Raw genomic sequence first — 16,139 nt, 5'->3', positions numbered from 1 at the left:
ATACGCCGTGAACGTCGCCCCGCCCGTCTCGGCCAGAACCTTCGTGATCGCAGCCGTCAAAGACGTCTTGCCATGGTCGACATGGCCAATCGTCCCAATGTTGCAATGCGGCTTCGTCCGCGCGAACTTTTCCTTGGCCATGGCGAAGGCTCCGTTCTTTTCTGAACTTCGTATCTATGGGTTTCGTCGTAACTCGCTGCCGGATCAGGCGTACTTCGCCTGAACCTCCTGCGCGACATTGGACGGAACCTGCTCGTAGTGGTCGAATTCCATGCTGTAGTTCGCCCGCCCCTGGCTGAACGAACGCAGCGTGTTGATGTAGCCGAACATGCTCGCCAGCGGGACCATGGCGTTCACGACATTCGCGTTGCCGCGCATGTCCTGACCCTGGATCTGGCCGCGCCGGGAGTTCAGGTCGCCGATGACGGAGCCGGTGTATTCCTCCGGCGTCACGACCTCGACCTTCATGATCGGCTCGAGCAGCACCGGACCGCCCTTCTGCAGGGCCTCCCGGAACGCCGCGCGAGACGCGATTTCGAAGGCGAGCGCCGACGAGTCGACTTCGTGGTAGGCGCCGTCGATCAGCTCGACCTTGACGTCCACCACCGGGAAGCCCGCGACCGTGCCCGCGCCGAGCACCGACTCGAGGCCCTTCTGGACGCCCGGGATGTACTCCTTGGGCACCGCGCCGCCGACGATCTTGGACTCGAAGACGAAGCCCGCGCCCGGCTCGTTCGGCTCGACGTGGAACTTCACGCGGGCGAACTGACCGGTGCCGCCGGTCTGCTTCTTATGGGTGTAGTCGACGTCGACCGGCTTGGTCAGCGTCTCACGATATGCGACCTGCGGCGCGCCGATGTTGGCGTCGACCTTATAAGTGCGCCTCAGGATATCGACCTTGATGTCCAGGTGCAGCTCGCCCATCCCCTTGAGAATGGTCTGGCCGGACTCGGTGTCGGTCGAGACGCGGAACGACGGGTCCTCGGCGGCGAGCTTCGACAGCGCGACGCCCAGCTTCTCCTGGTCGGCCTTCGTCTTCGGCTCGATCGCGATCGTGATCACCGGCTCCGGGAAAACCATCTGCTCGAGGATGACCGCCTTCTGCGGATCGCACAGCGTGTCGCCGGTGCGGACGTCTTTGAGGCCCGCGAGAGCGACGATGTCGCCCGCATAGGCTTCCTTGATGTCTTCACGGTTGTTCGCATGCATCAGGAGCATGCGGCCGACGCGCTCCTTCTTATCGCGGGTCGAATTGAGCAGGGTCGAGCCGGACTCGAGCTTGCCCGAATAGACGCGGCAGAAGGTGATCGTGCCGACGAACGGGTCGTCCATGATCTTGAAAGCCAGGACCGAAAGGCCCTCGTCGTCGGACGGATTCCGGACCACCGGCTCTTCCGTCTTGAAGTCGACGCCGTGCACGGCGCCGCGGTCGAGCGGAGACGGCAGGTAGTCGACGACCGCGTCGAGCAGCGGCTGGACGCCCTTGTTCTTGAAGGCCGAGCCGCACAGCACCGGCGTGAAGGCGCGCGTCAGCACGGCCTTGCGCAGGAGCGACTTCAGCGTCGCCTCGTCGGGCTCCTCGCCCTCGAGGAACTTCTCGAGCGCGACGTCGTCGAGCTCGACGGCCGCCTCGACCATCTTGGCGCGGTATTCGACCGCCTGATCGACGAGATCAGCCGGAATGTCCTCGTCGTGGAAGCTCGCGCCGAGGTTCTCGTTCTCCCAGACGACCGCTTTCATGCGGACCAGGTCGATGATGCCGGCGAACGCGCTCTCCGAGCCGATCGGAAGCTGGATCGCGACCGGCTTGCCGGCGACGCGGGTGTCGATCTCACGGACGCAGCGGAAGAAGTCGGCGCCGATCTTGTCCATCTTGTTGACGAACACGATGCGCGGCACTTCGTACTTGTCAGCCTGCCGCCATACGGTCTCGGTCTGCGGCTCAACGCCGGCGTTGCCGTCGAGCACGCATACCGCACCGTCGAGCACGCGCAGCGAACGCTCGACTTCGATGGTGAAGTCGACGTGGCCCGGCGTGTCGATGATGTTGAGGCGCTTGTCCTTCCAGAACGTGGTCGTCGCAGCGGACGTGATCGTGATGCCGCGCTCCTGCTCCTGCTCCATCCAGTCCATCGTCGCGGCGCCGTCATGGACTTCGCCGATCTTGTGGGACTTGCCGGAGTAGAACAGGACGCGCTCGGTCGTCGTCGTCTTGCCGGCATCAATGTGAGCCATGATGCCGAAGTTACGATAGTTCTCGATCGCGTGGCTGCGGGGCATGATCGCGTCCTTCAGTCTCTGCTCGAATTACCAGCGGTAGTGCGAGAAGGCGCGGTTCGCTTCCGCCATGCGGTGCGTGTCTTCGCGCTTCTTCACCGCGGCGCCGCGGTTGTTCGATGCGTCGATCAACTCGGCGGAAAGCCGGTCGACCATGGTCTTTTCATTGCGGGCGCGGGCCGAAGAGAGCAGCCAGCGCAGTGCGAGAGCCTGACGGCGCTCGGGGCGGACTTCGACCGGCACCTGGTAGGTCGCGCCGCCGACACGGCGGGAGCGGACCTCAAGGGCCGGCGCAATGTTCTCGAGCGCCTGATGGAACACCGCGACCGGGCTCTGCTTCAGCTTCGACTCGACGGTCTCGAACGCGCCGTAGACGATCGACTCGGCGGTCGACTTCTTGCCGTGCTTCATCACGGTGTTCATGAACTTCGTGACCACGATGTCCCCGAACTTCGGATCGGGATGGACTTCGCGGCGCTCGGCGGAGTGACGACGGGACATCGCTCAGTTCCTCACTTCGGCCGCTTGGCGCCGTACTTCGAACGGCGCTGCTTGCGGTTCTTGACGCCCTGCGTGTCGAGCACGCCGCGGAGGATGTGGTAGCGGACGCCCGGCAGGTCCTTGACGCGGCCGCCGCGGATCATCACCACCGAGTGTTCCTGGAGGTTGTGGCCCTCGCCCGGGATGTAGCCGATCACCTCGAAGCCGTTGGTCAGACGCACCTTGGCGACCTTGCGGAGCGCCGAGTTCGGCTTCTTCGGCGTGGTCGTGTAGACGCGCGTGCAGACGCCGCGCTTCTGGGGACACGCCTCGAGCGCCGGAACCGTATTGCGCGCCGTCGGAGCCTGCCGCGGCTTGCGGATCAACTGGCTAATGGTGGGCATTGATGGCCTAACCGCTTTCGTTTGATCGACGTCCGGCGCGCCGGCACGCCGGCGCACAAAACGAAACTGACGCCTTCCGCCGGTTTCCCGGTGGAGAGCGCCGCTCCCTGCAGAGGACCGCCGCCGGCGAGCGACGACGGTCATGAACCGCAACTGACCCAAGCTGGTCGCGGCAGCGTCTGATCCCGAAAGGTCGGTGCGTTGGACCGCGACCGAGCAGCGTGGGATCACCGCCTGCCGAAGAGTAGGCGGCTTGTACCCGCCGAGTCGGAGATAGTCAACACCGCGGCAAGGATCCCGCTCGGAAGCGGAACGCGGCGCCTGCCCAGCCCACGCAGCCGGGCGCCTGAAGCGCCTCCGCGCGCCTTGGAGCGTGCGCCAGGAGCCGCGGTAGAGGAGCAGAGCCCCTTTGCTCCGCGCCTGCGTCGGCTCTCTCCCGCGCCCCCGTGGGCTCGAACGCGCCGAATGCGAAAGGCCGCCGGATCGCTCCGGCGGCCTTGCTTATTTATTGGCGGGGCGGCGAACCGCCCTGCCCTCACTCCGCGGCGTCGGCCGGGCTCGGCAGCAGATCCTGCTGCCCGCCGCCGGACTCCTGAGCCCTCTGGGCGAGGATCAGGTCGTCGCGGTGCATCGCGATCTCGCGGACCTTGTTCATCACCGAGCCGGTGCCGGCCGGGATGAGGCGTCCCACGATCACGTTCTCCTTCAGGCCCTCGAGATCGTCCGCCTTGCCGTTGACGGCGGCCTCGGTGAGGACGCGCGTCGTCTCCTGGAAGGAGGCGGCCGAGATGAACGAGCGGGTCTGCAGGCTCGCCTTGGTGATGCCGAGCAGCACCGGATGACCGACGGCGGGCTTCTTGCCCTCCTCCAGCATCTTGGCGTTGACGGCGTCGAAGTCCATGCGGTCGACCTGTTCGTTGGTGATCAGGTCGGTGTCGCCGGCGTCCGAGATCTCAACCTTCTGCAGCATCTGGCGAACGATCACCTCGATGTGCTTGTCGTTGATCTGCACGCCCTGCAGCCGGTAGACCTCCTGGATCTCGTTGACGAGGTAAGCCGCAAGCTCCTCCACGCCCTTGATCGCCAGGATGTCGTGCGGCGCCGGGTTGCCGTCGACGATGTAGTCGCCCTGCTCCACGACGTCGCCGTCCTGCAGCTGGATGTGCTTGCCCTTCGGGATCAGGTACTCGACCGGATCGCCGCCGTCGGCCGGCACCAGGGTGATGCGGCGCTTGTTCTTGTAGTCCTTGCCGAACTGCACCGTGCCGGCGATCTCGGCGATGATCGCCGCATCCTTCGGGCGCCGCGCCTCGAACAGCTCCGCCACCCGCGGCAGACCGCCGGTGATGTCGCGCGTCTTGGCGCTCTCCGTCGGGATACGGGCGAGCACGTCGCCGGCCTTGACCTCGGAGCCCGGCGAAACCGACAGGATCGCTTCCGGGGCGAGCTGGTAGCGCGCCTCGCCGCCCTTGGCCGGCTTGGCGATCTTCCCGCTCTCGTCGAGGATGACGATCGACGGACGCAGATCAGTGGTGCGGGCAGAGGTGCGCCAGTCGGTGACGACGCGCTTGGTGATGCCGGTCGCCTCGTCCGAGGTCTCCTTCATCGAGGCGCCTTCGACCAGATCCTCGAACCCGACCTTGCCGTCCACCTCGGTGAGGATCGGACGGGTGTACGGATCCCATTCGGCGATCCGCTGGCCGCGCTTGATCTTGTCGCCTTCGTCCACGCGAAGCTTCGAGCCGTACTGCAGGCGGTGCGTCGCCCGCTCCGTGACGCCGTTGGCGTCGACGATCACCACGGCCACGTTGCGGCCCATGACGATCATGTCGCCGTCCGAGTTCCGCGCCACGTTGCGGTTGCGGATCTTCACCGTGCCCTCGAAGGAGCTCTCGATGAAGGACGAGTCCGCAAGCTGCGCAGTGCCGCCGATGTGGAAGGTGCGCATCGTGAGCTGGGTGCCCGGCTCGCCGATCGACTGCGCCGCGATGACGCCGACCGCCTCGCCCATGTTGACGGGCGTGCCGCGAGCGAGATCGCGCCCGTAGCAAGCCTTGCAGACGCCGACCTTGGTCTCGCAAGTCAGCACCGAACGGATGCGGACCTCCTGCACCCCGGCCGCCGCCATGGCGTCCACGTCCTTCTCGGAGATCAGCACGTTCTTGCCGACGATCACCTCGCCCGTGGCGGGGTTCTCGACGTCCTCCGCAGTGGTGCGGCCGAGCGTGCGCATCCCGAGCGTCGCGACGATCTGGCCTGCGTCGACCACTGGACGAACGCGGATGCCGGCGTCGGTTCCGCAATCGTCCTCGGTGATGATGCAGTCCTGCGCCACGTCGACCAGACGGCGGGTCAGATAACCCGAGTTCGCCGTCTTGAGCGCCGTGTCCGCGAGACCCTTACGGGCGCCGTGAGTCGAGTTGAAGTACTCGAGGACCGAGAGGCCTTCCTTGAAGTTCGAGATGATCGGGCTCTCGATGATCTCGCCCGACGGCTTGGCCATGAGGCCGCGCATGCCGGCAAGCTGCTTCATCTGCGCAGGCGAGCCGCGAGCGCCCGAGTGGCTCATCATGTAGATCGAGTTGATCTGCTTCGCGCGGCCGGTCTCCTCGTCGACCTGCACCGCGGAAATCCGGGCCATCATCTCGTCGGCGATCTTGTCGGTGCACTTCGCCCAGGCGTCGACGACCTTGTTGTACTTCTCGCCCTGGGTGATCAGGCCGTCCTGGTACTGCTGCTCGTATTCCTTGGCGAGCGTCCGGGTGTCGTCGACGATCTTCGCCTTGGTCTCGGGCACCACCATGTCGTCCTTGCCGAACGAGATGCCGGCCTTGAACGCGTTGTGGAAGCCGAGCGACATGATCCGGTCGCAGAAGATGACCGTGTCCTTCTGACCGCAGTTCCGGTAGACGGTGTCGATCATGTTCGAGATTTCCTTCTTCGTCATCAGCTTGTTGACGACGTCGAAGGTCAGCTTCGGAGTCTTGGGCAGCAGCTGGCCAAGCATCATGCGGCCGGGAGTGGTCTCGTAAACCTTCGAGATCTCCTTGCCGTCCTCATCGATCGAGCTGAACCGGCCCTTGATCTTGGTGTGCAGCGTGACCGACTTGTTGAACAGCGCGTGCTCGAGCTCGCCCATGTTCGAGAAGGCGATGCCTTCGCCCGGCTCGTTGTCCCGCATGATCGTGAGGTAGTAGAGGCCGAGCACGATGTCCTGCGACGGCACGATGATCGGCTGACCGTTCGCCGGGTGCAGGATGTTGTTCGTCGACATCATCAGGACGCGCGCTTCCAGCTGCGCCTCGAGGCTCAGCGGGACGTGCACGGCCATCTGGTCGCCGTCGAAGTCGGCGTTGAACGCGGCGCAGACCAGCGGGTGAAGCTGGATCGCCTTGCCCTCGATCAGCACCGGCTCGAACGCCTGAATGCCGAGACGATGCAGCGTCGGGGCGCGGTTCAGCATCACCGGATGCTCGCGGATCACCTCGTCCAGGATGTCCCAGACCTCGGGCTTCTCCTTCTCGACGAGCTTCTTCGCCTGCTTCACGGTCGCCGACAGGCCCTTGGCGTCAAGCCGCGAGTAGATGAACGGCTTGAACAGCTCGAGCGCCATCTTCTTCGGCAGGCCGCACTGGTGCAGCTTGAGCTCCGGACCCACGACGATGACCGAGCGGCCCGAATAGTCGACGCGCTTGCCGAGCAGGTTCTGGCGGAACCGGCCCTGCTTGCCCTTCAGCATATCGCTGAGCGACTTCAGCGGCCGCTTGTTGACGCCCGTGATGACGCGGCCGCGGCGGCCGTTGTCGAACAGCGCGTCGACGGCCTCCTGCAGCATCCGCTTCTCGTTGCGGATGATGATGTCCGGCGCGCGGAGCTCGATCAGCCGCTTCAGACGGTTGTTGCGGTTGATGACGCGACGATAGAGGTCGTTCAGATCGGACGTGGCGAAGCGGCCGCCGTCCAGCGGGACGAGCGGGCGAAGGTCCGGCGGGATCACCGGCACGACCGTCATGATCATCCAGTCGGGCTTGTTGCCGGACTCGATGAAGGCCTCGACGATCTTGAGACGCTTGGCGAGCTTCTTGGGCTTCAGCTCGGTGGTGGCCTCCGCGATCTCGACGCGGATGTCGGCCGCCATCTTCTCGAGGTCGAGCCCGCGCAGCATGGACTGAATCGCCTCGGCGCCGATCTGGGCCGTGAAGGCGTCCTCGCCATACTCGTCCTGCGCGTGGAGATACTCCTCCTCCGACAGCAGCTGGCGGTCCTTGAGCGGGGTCAGGCCCGTCTCGAGGACGACGTACTTCTCGAAATAGAGGATCGCCTCGAGGTCCTTCAGCGTCATGTCGAGCAGAAGGCCGATCCGGGACGGCAGCGACTTCAGGAACCAGATGTGCGCGACCGGCGCGGCGAGCTCGATATGGCCCATGCGCTCGCGGCGCACGCGGCTGAGAGTGACCTCAACCCCGCACTTCTCGCAGATGACGCCCTTGTACTTCATGCGCTTGTACTTGCCGCACAAGCACTCGTAGTCCTTGATCGGGCCAAAGATCCGCGCGCAGAACAGGCCGTCGCGCTCCGGCTTGAAGGTCCGGTAGTTGATCGTCTCCGGCTTCTTGATCTCGCCGAACGACCAGGAGAGGATCTTCTCCGGGCTGGCGATCGAGATGCGGATCTGGTCGAACGTCTGGGCAGGAACCTGCGTGTTGAAGAGATTCATCACTTCCTGGTTCATCGCCGTCTCCTTTAGCGAAGCCTGAAACGGGGCGCCGCCGCCACGCCGTTCCCGCCCGCTTGAAAATCCAAAGTCGTAAGGCGGGCGGGCCCGAGAGCCCGTCCGCCCGGAGGCCGCGTCCTAGGACGCGGCGATCATTCGGCCGCTTCGGCGGGCGGATCGCCCGCGCGCCGCTTCGAGGTGTGCAGGTCGACGTTGAGGCCGAGCGAGCGCATCTCCTTCACGAGCACGTTGAAGCTCTCGGGAATGCCGGCTTCGAACGTGTCGTCGCCGCGGACGATCGACTCGTAGACCTTGGTGCGGCCCGCGACGTCGTCCGACTTCACCGTCAGCATCTCCTGCAGCGTGTAGGCCGCGCCATAGGCCTCGAGCGCCCAAACCTCCATCTCGCCGAACCGCTGTCCGCCGAACTGCGCCTTTCCGCCCAGCGGCTGCTGGGTGACGAGCGAGTACGGGCCGATCGAACGGGCGTGGATCTTGTCGTCCACGAGATGGTGGAGCTTGAGCATATATATGTAGCCCACCGTCACCTGTCGATCGAACGGATCGCCGGTCCGGCCGTCATGCAGCGTGACCTGCCCCGAGGTCGGCACGCCGGCGAGCTCGAGCATGCGCTCGATGTCCGCCTCCTTGGCGCCGTCGAACACCGGCGTCGCGATCGGCACGCCGCGCCGCAGCGTCTCGGACATCTCGACCAGCTCCTGATCGTTCATGCCCTTGACCTCGGCGTTGTCGCCATAAACCAGGTCAAGCCGCGACTTGAGCTCGTCCATGCCTGCGCCGGCCCGATAGGCGTCGATCGCCCTGCCGATCTGCGCGCCGAGGCCCGCGCAGGCCCATCCGAGATGGGTCTCGAGGATCTGCCCCACGTTCATCCGGCTCGGCACGCCGAGCGGATTCAGCACGATGTCGACATGCGTGCCGTCCTCAAGGAACGGCATGTCCTCGACAGGAACGATGCGCGACACCACGCCCTTGTTGCCGTGGCGGCCGGCCATCTTGTCGCCCGGCTGGATCTTGCGCTTCACCGCGATGAAGACCTTGACCATCTTCATCACGCCCGGGGGCAGTTCGTCGCCGCGCTGCAGCTTCTCGACCTTGTCGAGGAAACGCTGCTCGAGACGCTTCTTCTGCTCGTCATACTGGGCGCGCATCGCCTCGAGCTCGGACATCAGCTTGTCGTCCGAGACCGCGATCTGCCACCACTGCGACCGCGGCGCCTCGGTGAGCGCGTCGCGGGTGATCGCCTCGTCCTTCTTGATTGCCTTCGGGCCGCCGACGGCGGTCTTGCCGACGAGCATCTCGGCGAGGCGCGCATAGGTGTTGCGGTCGAGGATCGCGAGCTCGTCGTCGCGGTCCTTGGCGAGCCGCTCGATCTCCTCACGCTCAATCGCCTGGGCGCGCTCGTCCTTGTCGACGCCGTGCCGGTTGAAGACGCGGACTTCGACAATCGTGCCCGTCACGCCCGGCGGAACGCGGAGCGACGTATCGCGCACGTCGGAGGCCTTCTCGCCGAAGATGGCGCGGAGCAGCTTCTCCTCCGGCGTCATCGGGCTCTCGCCCTTCGGCGTGATCTTGCCGACCAGGATGTCGCCGGCCTGCACTTCCGCGCCGATGTAGACGATGCCGGCCTCGTCGAGGTTCTTCAGCGCCTCTTCCGAAACGTTCGGAATGTCGCGCGTGATCTCCTCGGGCCCGAGCTTGGTGTCGCGGGCCATCACCTCGAACTCCTCGATGTGGATCGAGGTGAAGATGTCGTCGGAGACGATCTTCTCGCTGAGGAGGATGGAGTCCTCGAAGTTGTAGCCGTTCCACGGCATGAACGCGACGAGCACGTTGCGGCCGAGCGCGAGCTCGCCGAGTTCGGTCGACGGGCCGTCCGCGATGATGTCGCCCTTCTTGACGAGGTCGCCGACGCGCACCAGCGGCTTCTGCGTGATGCAGGTCGACTGGTTGGAGCGCTGGAACTTCATCAGCCGGTAGATGTCGACGCCCGGCTTGGAGGCGTCGGCCTCGTCGGTCGCGCGGATGACGATACGGGTCGCGTCCACCTGGTCGACGATGCCGCCGCGCCGCGCCGCGATGGCCGCGCCGGAGTCATGGGCGACGACCGCTTCCATGCCGGTGCCGACGAACGGCGCGTCGGCGCGAACGAGCGGCACCGCCTGGCGCTGCATGTTCGAGCCCATCAGCGCGCGGTTGGCGTCGTCGTTCTCGAGGAACGGGATGAGCGCCGCGGCGACGGAGACGAGCTGCTTCGGCGACACGTCCATGTAGTCCACGCGCTCGACCGGCGCGAAGACCACCTCGCCCATGTGGCGGCAGACGATCAGGTCTTCGGTGAACTTGCCGTCCTCGGTGATCACCGCGTTCGCCTGGGCGACGTGGTGCTTCGATTCCTCGACCGCCGAGAGGTAGTGCACCTCATCCGTCACCGCGCCGTCCCGGACCTTGCGGTACGGGGCCTCGATGAAGCCGTACTTGTTCACCCGCGCGAAGGTGGCGAGCGAGTTGATCAGGCCGATGTTCGGGCCTTCCGGCGTCTCGATCGGGCAGATGCGGCCGTAATGCGTCGGGTGCACGTCGCGCACCTCGAAGCCGGCGCGCTCGCGCGTCAGGCCGCCCGGGCCAAGCGCCGAAAGACGACGCTTATGCGTGATCTCGCTGAGCGGATTGGTCTGGTCCATGAACTGCGACAGCTGCGACGAGCCGAAGAACTCGCGCACGGCCGCGGCCGCGGGCTTCGCGTTGATCAGGTCCTGCGGCATGACCGTGTCGATCTCGACCGAGGACATGCGCTCCTTGATGGCGCGCTCCATGCGGAGCAGGCCGACGCGATACTGGTTCTCCATCAGCTCGCCGACCGACCGGACACGGCGGTTGCCGAGATGGTCGATGTCGTCGATCTCGCCCTTGCCGTCGCGCAGGTCGACCAGCGTCTTGACGACCGCCAGGATGTCGGCCTTGCGGAGCGTGCGGACGGTGTCCTCGGCGTCCAGATCGAGGCGCATGTTCATCTTCACGCGCCCGACCGCGGACAGGTCGTAGCGCTCGCTGTCGAAGAACAGCGACTGGAACATCGCCTCGGCGGTGTCGAGGGTCGGCGGCTCGCCCGGACGCATGACGCGGTAGATGTCGAACAGCGCCTCTTCGCGCGTCGAGTTCTTGTCGGCGTGCAGCGTGTTGCGGATGTAGCCGCCGGTGTTGACGTGGTCGATGTCGAGCAGGTTGATCTCGTCGACGCCGACTTCCGCCAGCAGCTCGAGCAGCTTTGGGGTGATCTCTTCGCCCGCTTCCGCCCAGACCTCGCCGGTCTGAACGTCGACGAGGTCCTCGGCGACATACTGGCCGATCATCTCCTCGTTGGAGACCTTGAGGAACTTCACGCCCTTCTCGCCGATGAGCCGGGCCTGGCGCGGGGTCAGCTTCTTGCCGGCCTCGAGCACGACCTCGCCGGTGTCGGCGTCGATCAGGTCGACCGTCGCGTTGAAGCCGCGCATGCGCTCGCCGTCGAACGGCATGCGCCACGCGTCGCCGTCGCGGGTGTGCGGAACCTTCTTGTAGAAGGTGTCGAGAATCTCCTCGCCGTCCATGCCGAGCGCGAACAGCAGCGAGGTCACCGGGATCTTGCGGCGACGGTCGATGCGCGCGTGCACGATGTCCTTGGCGTCGAACTCGATGTCGAGCCAGGAGCCGCGGTACGGAATGATGCGGGCCGCGAACAGCAGCTTGCCCGAGGAGTGCGTCTTGCCCTTGTCGTGGTCGAAGAACACGCCCGGCGACCGGTGCATCTGCGAGACGATGACGCGCTCAGTGCCGTTGACGATGAAGGTGCCGTTGTCCGTCATGAGCGGCATGTCGCCCATGTAGACGTCCTGCTCCTTGATGTCCTTGACGGACTTGGCGCCGGTCTCCTCGTCCACGTCGAACACGATCAGGCGCAGAGTGACCTTCAGCGGCGCCGCGAAGGTCATGCCGCGCTGGCGGCACTCGTCGACGTCGTATTTCGGCTGCTCGAACTCGTATTTCACGAACTCGAGCATCGAGGTGTTCGAAAAATCAGAGATCGGGAACACAGATTTGAAGACCGTCTGAAGGCCTTCGTCCGGACGCGCCTCGTTTCCATCGAACAGCAGGAACTGATCGTAAGACGCCTTCTGAACCTCAATGAGGTTCGGCATCTGCGTCACTTCCCGGATCTTGCCGAAGAACTTGCGAACACGCTTGCGGCCGGTGATCGTCTGAGCCATCGTCTTCCTCAATCTGCCGAGGGCACGCCTGATCCAAAAACCGCGGACGCGGGGCTTGGATCAGGCGCGGCGGGCTCCATCTCGTCGCGAGCCCGCTGTAGAAGCGCTCCATGCCCCGAAGGGTCCGGAGGCGCTGAAAGCCGCGTAGAAATCGACGCCGAAACGACGCCGTTTCCCGCGGCTTCTGATGCGCCCGCGGAGGCCGCGCCGAGCGGCCCCCGCGGGTATTCAGGCGGCGCGGACGATCGCTCGTCCGCCCGACCTCACTTGAGCTCGACCTTGGCGCCGGCCTTCTCGAGCTGCGCCTTGAGCTTCTCGGCCTCGTCCTTGGCGACGCCTTCCTTGACGGGCTTCGGCGCGGCCTCGACGAGGTCCTTGGCTTCCTTGAGGCCGAGGCCGGTGATCGCGCGGACCTCCTTGATGACCTCGATCTTCTTGTCGCCCGCAGCCGCGAGCACAACGGTGAACTCGGTCTGCTCCTCGACCGGCGCAGCGGCCGCGCCGCCGGCGCCCGGGGCCGCGACGGCCACCGCAGCCGCGGCGGAGACGCCCCACTTCTCTTCCAGGAGCTTTGCGAGCTCAGCCGCCTCGAGCACCGTCAGGTTGGACAGCTCGTCGACGATCTTCGTCAGATCAGCCATTGTCTTACGTCCTTAAGTTCGAACCAGGTTTGAATTGTGAAGAACGGCGTCACGCCGCTTCGTCTCGGGTGGCGTAAGCCCCGAACACGCGCGCCAGCTTGGCTGCGGGCGCGGTCGAGAGCTGCGCAATCTTGGTCGCGGGCGCCTGGATGAGGCCCACGAGCTTGGCGCGCAGTTCATCGAGCGACGGCAGCGAGGCGAGAGCCTTCACTGCGTCGGCGTTCAGGGAGGTCGCGCCCATCGCGCCGCCGAGGATCACGAATTTGTCGTTCGCCTTGGCGAACTCCACCGCGATCTTCGGCGCCGCCACCGGATCGTCGCTGTAGGCCAGGACCGTCGGGCCCTGCAGCAACGAACCCAGATGGGACACGTCCGTGCCCTCGAGAGCGATTTTGGCGAGACGGTTCTTCGCGACCTTCACGCTCGCGCCGGCGTCGCGCATCTGCCGACGCAGGGTCGACATCTGGGCGACGGTCAGGCCCGAGTAGTGAGCGACGACGATGGCCCCGGAGTTCGAAAACACCGAGTTCAGCGTCGCGACCATGTCACGCTTTTCCGCGCGGTCCACGTGCTCTCTCCGGTTGACGATCCGACAAACGCCGGACCGCCGGGTTGCAACGACCGCCCCTCTGGCCCGAAAGCTTCGGGGGCGGCGGCTTCAAGCCTGTCCGCGCGTGACCGTCCGAAGAGCGCTCACGGCGATGGTTCGAACCGGACGATGAAAATCCGGTCTTCCCCGTCTCGGCAGGTCCCGGTGCTCCGGGCTTAGGATCCGCCCCCGTGGGTGGACGCCTGCTTTCTCGGACAGGTCGGCAGGACGGATCGCTCCGTCCCGCCTTCCCGCGCCGGGACCAGCCCGGCGCGAAATTCGTCAGATCAGGCGCCGAGCACCGTCGAGGGCTCGACATGCACGCCCGGGCCCATCGTCGAGGACACCGAGATGCGCTGCACGTACTGGCCCTTGGCGCCGGTCGGCTTCGCCTTAACCACGGCGTCCGTGAACGCCCTGATGTTCTGCGCGAGCTTGTCGGCGTCGAACGACGCCTTGCCGACGCCGCCATGAATGATGCCGGCCTTCTCGACGCGGAACTCGACCGCGCCGCCCTTGGCGGCCTTGACCGCGCCGGCGACGTCCATGGTCACCGTGCCGACCTTCGGGTTCGGCATCAGGCCGCGCGGGCCCAGCACCTTACCGAGACGGCCGACCAGCGGCATCATATCGGGCGTGGCGATGCAGCGATCGAAGTCGATCGTGCCGCCCTGGACGATCTCGAGGAGATCCTCCGCGCCCACGACGTCGGCCCCGGCGGCCTTCGCCTCTTCGGCCTTCGCGCCGCGCGCGAACACGCCGACCCGCACGGTGCGGCCGGAGCCGTTCGGCAGCTGGCAGACGCCGCGGACCATCTGGTCCGCATGGCGCGGATCGACGCCGAGATTGATCGAGACCTCGATGGTCTCGTCGAACTTGGCGGTCGCCCGCTCTTTGACGAGCGCGAGCGCTTCGTCGAGGCCGTAAAGCTTGGTGCGGTCCACGCCCTCACGGGCCTTGGCGACGCGCTTTCCGATCTTCGCCATGGTCAGCCCTCCACCGCGAGGCCCATCGAGCGGGCGGAGCCCGCGATCATCGCGACCGCCGCATCGACGGAGTCGCAGTTGAGGTCGGCCATCTTCTTCTCCGCGATCTCACGGAGCTGAGCCTGGCTGACCTTGCCGATCGGACCGGTCTTGCCGGTGGTCTGGGAGCCCTTGCTGATCTTCGCCGCCTGCTTGAGGAAGTAGGACACCGGCGGCGTCTTCATCTGGAACGTGAAGGAGCGGTCCGCATAGGCCGTGATGACGACGGGGATCGGCATCCCCTTCTCCAACTGGGCCGTCTGCGCGTTGAACGCCTTGCAGAATTCCATGATGTTGAGGCCGCGCTGACCGAGCGCCGGACCAATCGGCGGCGACGGATTGGCGGAGCCCGCAGGCACCTGCAGCTTGATGTAGCCAGTAACTTTCTTCGCCATTTAGGTTCTCCTGAACGGCCTTACAACCGGCCGTCGTGGTCCGTGGTGCGATCGGACGTCCGGGCGAGCGAAGAGCCCGGCGCCTTTCTCCCACGGCTGGAAACGGATCAGACCTTCTCGACCTGTCCGTATTCGAGATCGACGGTCGTCGCGCGACCGAAGATCGAGACGTCGATCTTGAGGCGCGCCCGCGCCTCGTCGACGTCCTGCACCACGCCCGAGAAGGACGCGAACGGGCCGTCCGAGACCCGAACCTGCTCGCCGATCTCGAACGAGACCGACGGCTTCGGGCGCTCGATGCCCTCCTGGACCTGCCGCATGATGCGGGTGGCCTCGGCCTCCGAGATCGGAGACGGCTTGTTCTCCGCGCCCAGGAAGCCGGTGACCTTCGGGGTGTTGCGGATGAGATGGTAAGCCTGGTCGGTCAAATCCATCTTCACCAGCACATAGCCCGGGAAGAACTTGCGCTCGGCGTCGACTTTCCGGCCGCGCCGCACCTCGACGACCTTCTCGGTCGGGACGAGGATCTCCTCGAAAAGATCTGCCAGCCCGGTCTGCTCCGCCTTCTCGCGGATCGACTCGGCGACCTTCTTTTCGAAATTCGAGTAGGCGTGGACGATGTACCAGCGCTTCGGCCGGCCGCCCGCGCGGGCTTCCACGGCGCTCATTGGCCGAACCCCAAGATCCAGGTGACGCCGGTGCGCAGCAGCAGGTCGGCGACGAAGAAGAACACGGCCGCGATGAACACAAAGACGAACACCATCGCGGTGGTGATCATCGTCTCGCGCCGGGTCGGCCAGACCACCTTCGCGGTCTCGGCGCTCACCTGCTGCAGGAATTCGACCGGAGAAGTCTTCGCCATGGCCTCATTAACGTCCAAAGGGGCGCGCTCCCCGAAAGGCTCGCACCCCGCACAACATTGGAAGACTGCGACGCAGCAGCCGTCGCGCGCTCCGCTTCACGTTCCGCCCCGCCGACGCCGCCCGTGCGTGGCAGGAGTGGAGGGACTCGAACCCCCAACCCCCGGTTTTGGAGACCGGTGCTCTGACCAGTTGAGCTACACTCCTAGAGTCGCCGGGGGTTTCGAGCGGGCTCGCCTTATGGCACGCCCCGGCGCGTTCTTTCAAGTCCCTTTCGCGGGCTGGCGCCCCGCGCCGGCGGCCTGAGCCGCCGGGAGACGGGGGCGGCCGCGAGGGCCGCCCCCATCCGATCACTCGATGATGCTGGCGACGACGCCGGCGCCGACGGTGCGGCCGCCTTCGCGGATCGCGAAGCGCAGCTTCTCCTCCATCGCGATCGGCACGATCAGCTCGACCGTCATCGCGATGTTGTCGCCCGGCATCACC

Annotated in this window: 12 protein-coding genes, 1 tRNA gene and 1 pseudogene; all 14 read right to left on the bottom strand. The window is 65.9% G+C overall.

Going from position 1 to position 16,139, the window contains the following annotated elements; translation table 11 throughout:
• On the bottom strand, positions 1-141 hold a 141-nt coding region (locus VM780_RS03035), incomplete at its 3' end, for a GTP-binding protein (protein WP_244008527.1).
• A 63-nt stretch (positions 142-204) separates the two neighbouring features.
• Positions 205-2,280 (bottom strand): elongation factor G, encoded by a 2,076-nt coding sequence (fusA, locus tag VM780_RS03030; protein ID WP_325444999.1) that lies wholly within the window; start codon positions 2,278-2,280, stop codon positions 205-207.
• Between the two features lie 27 nt (positions 2,281-2,307).
• Positions 2,308-2,778 carry a 30S ribosomal protein S7 gene (gene rpsG / locus VM780_RS03025; protein WP_325444997.1) on the bottom strand — a complete coding sequence of 157 codons (471 nt, stop codon included), beginning with the start codon at positions 2,776-2,778 and terminating at the stop codon, positions 2,308-2,310.
• Between the two features lie 11 nt (positions 2,779-2,789).
• Positions 2,790-3,161 (bottom strand): 30S ribosomal protein S12, encoded by a 372-nt coding sequence (gene rpsL / locus VM780_RS03020; protein WP_271169218.1) that lies wholly within the window; start codon positions 3,159-3,161, stop codon positions 2,790-2,792.
• 535 nt (positions 3,162-3,696) lie between these two features.
• Positions 3,697-7,893: a DNA-directed RNA polymerase subunit beta' gene (gene rpoC, locus VM780_RS03015; protein WP_325444992.1), complete on the bottom strand. Its 4,197-nt coding sequence runs from the start codon at positions 7,891-7,893 to the stop codon at positions 3,697-3,699.
• 134 nt (positions 7,894-8,027) lie between these two features.
• Positions 8,028-12,143 (bottom strand): DNA-directed RNA polymerase subunit beta, encoded by a 4,116-nt coding sequence (rpoB, locus tag VM780_RS03010; protein ID WP_325444990.1) that lies wholly within the window; start codon positions 12,141-12,143, stop codon positions 8,028-8,030.
• Positions 12,144-12,406: 263 nt separating this feature from the next.
• Positions 12,407-12,784, bottom strand: coding sequence for a 50S ribosomal protein L7/L12 (rplL, locus tag VM780_RS03005; RefSeq protein WP_325444988.1), 378 nt, complete (start codon positions 12,782-12,784; stop codon positions 12,407-12,409).
• 49 nt (positions 12,785-12,833) lie between these two features.
• On the bottom strand, positions 12,834-13,352 hold the full coding sequence (gene rplJ / locus VM780_RS03000) for a 50S ribosomal protein L10 (RefSeq protein ID WP_325444986.1): 519 nt from the start codon (positions 13,350-13,352) through the stop codon (positions 12,834-12,836).
• Positions 13,353-13,660: 308 nt separating this feature from the next.
• Positions 13,661-14,359, bottom strand: a complete 699-nt coding sequence (gene rplA, locus VM780_RS02995; RefSeq protein WP_325444984.1) for a 50S ribosomal protein L1 — start codon at positions 14,357-14,359, stop codon at positions 13,661-13,663.
• A 2-nt stretch (positions 14,360-14,361) separates the two neighbouring features.
• Complete coding sequence (rplK, locus tag VM780_RS02990) at positions 14,362-14,793, bottom strand: 50S ribosomal protein L11 (protein WP_325444982.1); 432 nt, start codon at positions 14,791-14,793, stop codon at positions 14,362-14,364.
• A gap of 107 nt (positions 14,794-14,900) precedes the next feature.
• Positions 14,901-15,461 carry a transcription termination/antitermination protein NusG gene (gene nusG / locus VM780_RS02985; RefSeq protein WP_183393841.1) on the bottom strand — a complete coding sequence of 187 codons (561 nt, stop codon included), beginning with the start codon at positions 15,459-15,461 and terminating at the stop codon, positions 14,901-14,903.
• On the bottom strand, positions 15,458-15,655 hold the full coding sequence (secE, locus tag VM780_RS02980; RefSeq protein ID WP_325444978.1) for a preprotein translocase subunit SecE: 198 nt from the start codon (positions 15,653-15,655) through the stop codon (positions 15,458-15,460). Before secE ends, nusG begins: the two co-directional genes overlap by 4 nt.
• Positions 15,656-15,783: 128 nt before the next feature.
• Positions 15,784-15,860, bottom strand: a tRNA-Trp gene (locus VM780_RS02975).
• Positions 15,861-16,003: 143 nt separating this feature from the next.
• Positions 16,004-16,139: pseudogene (gene tuf, locus VM780_RS02970) on the bottom strand (elongation factor Tu); the annotation flags it as partial.

The sequence above is a fragment of the Hansschlegelia sp. genome (assembly GCF_035538955.1).
GTDB lineage: Bacteria > Pseudomonadota > Alphaproteobacteria > Rhizobiales > Methylopilaceae > Methylopila.
The sequence above is the reverse complement of the archived record's forward strand: the minus strand, read 5'-3'. Positions and strand labels throughout refer to the sequence as shown.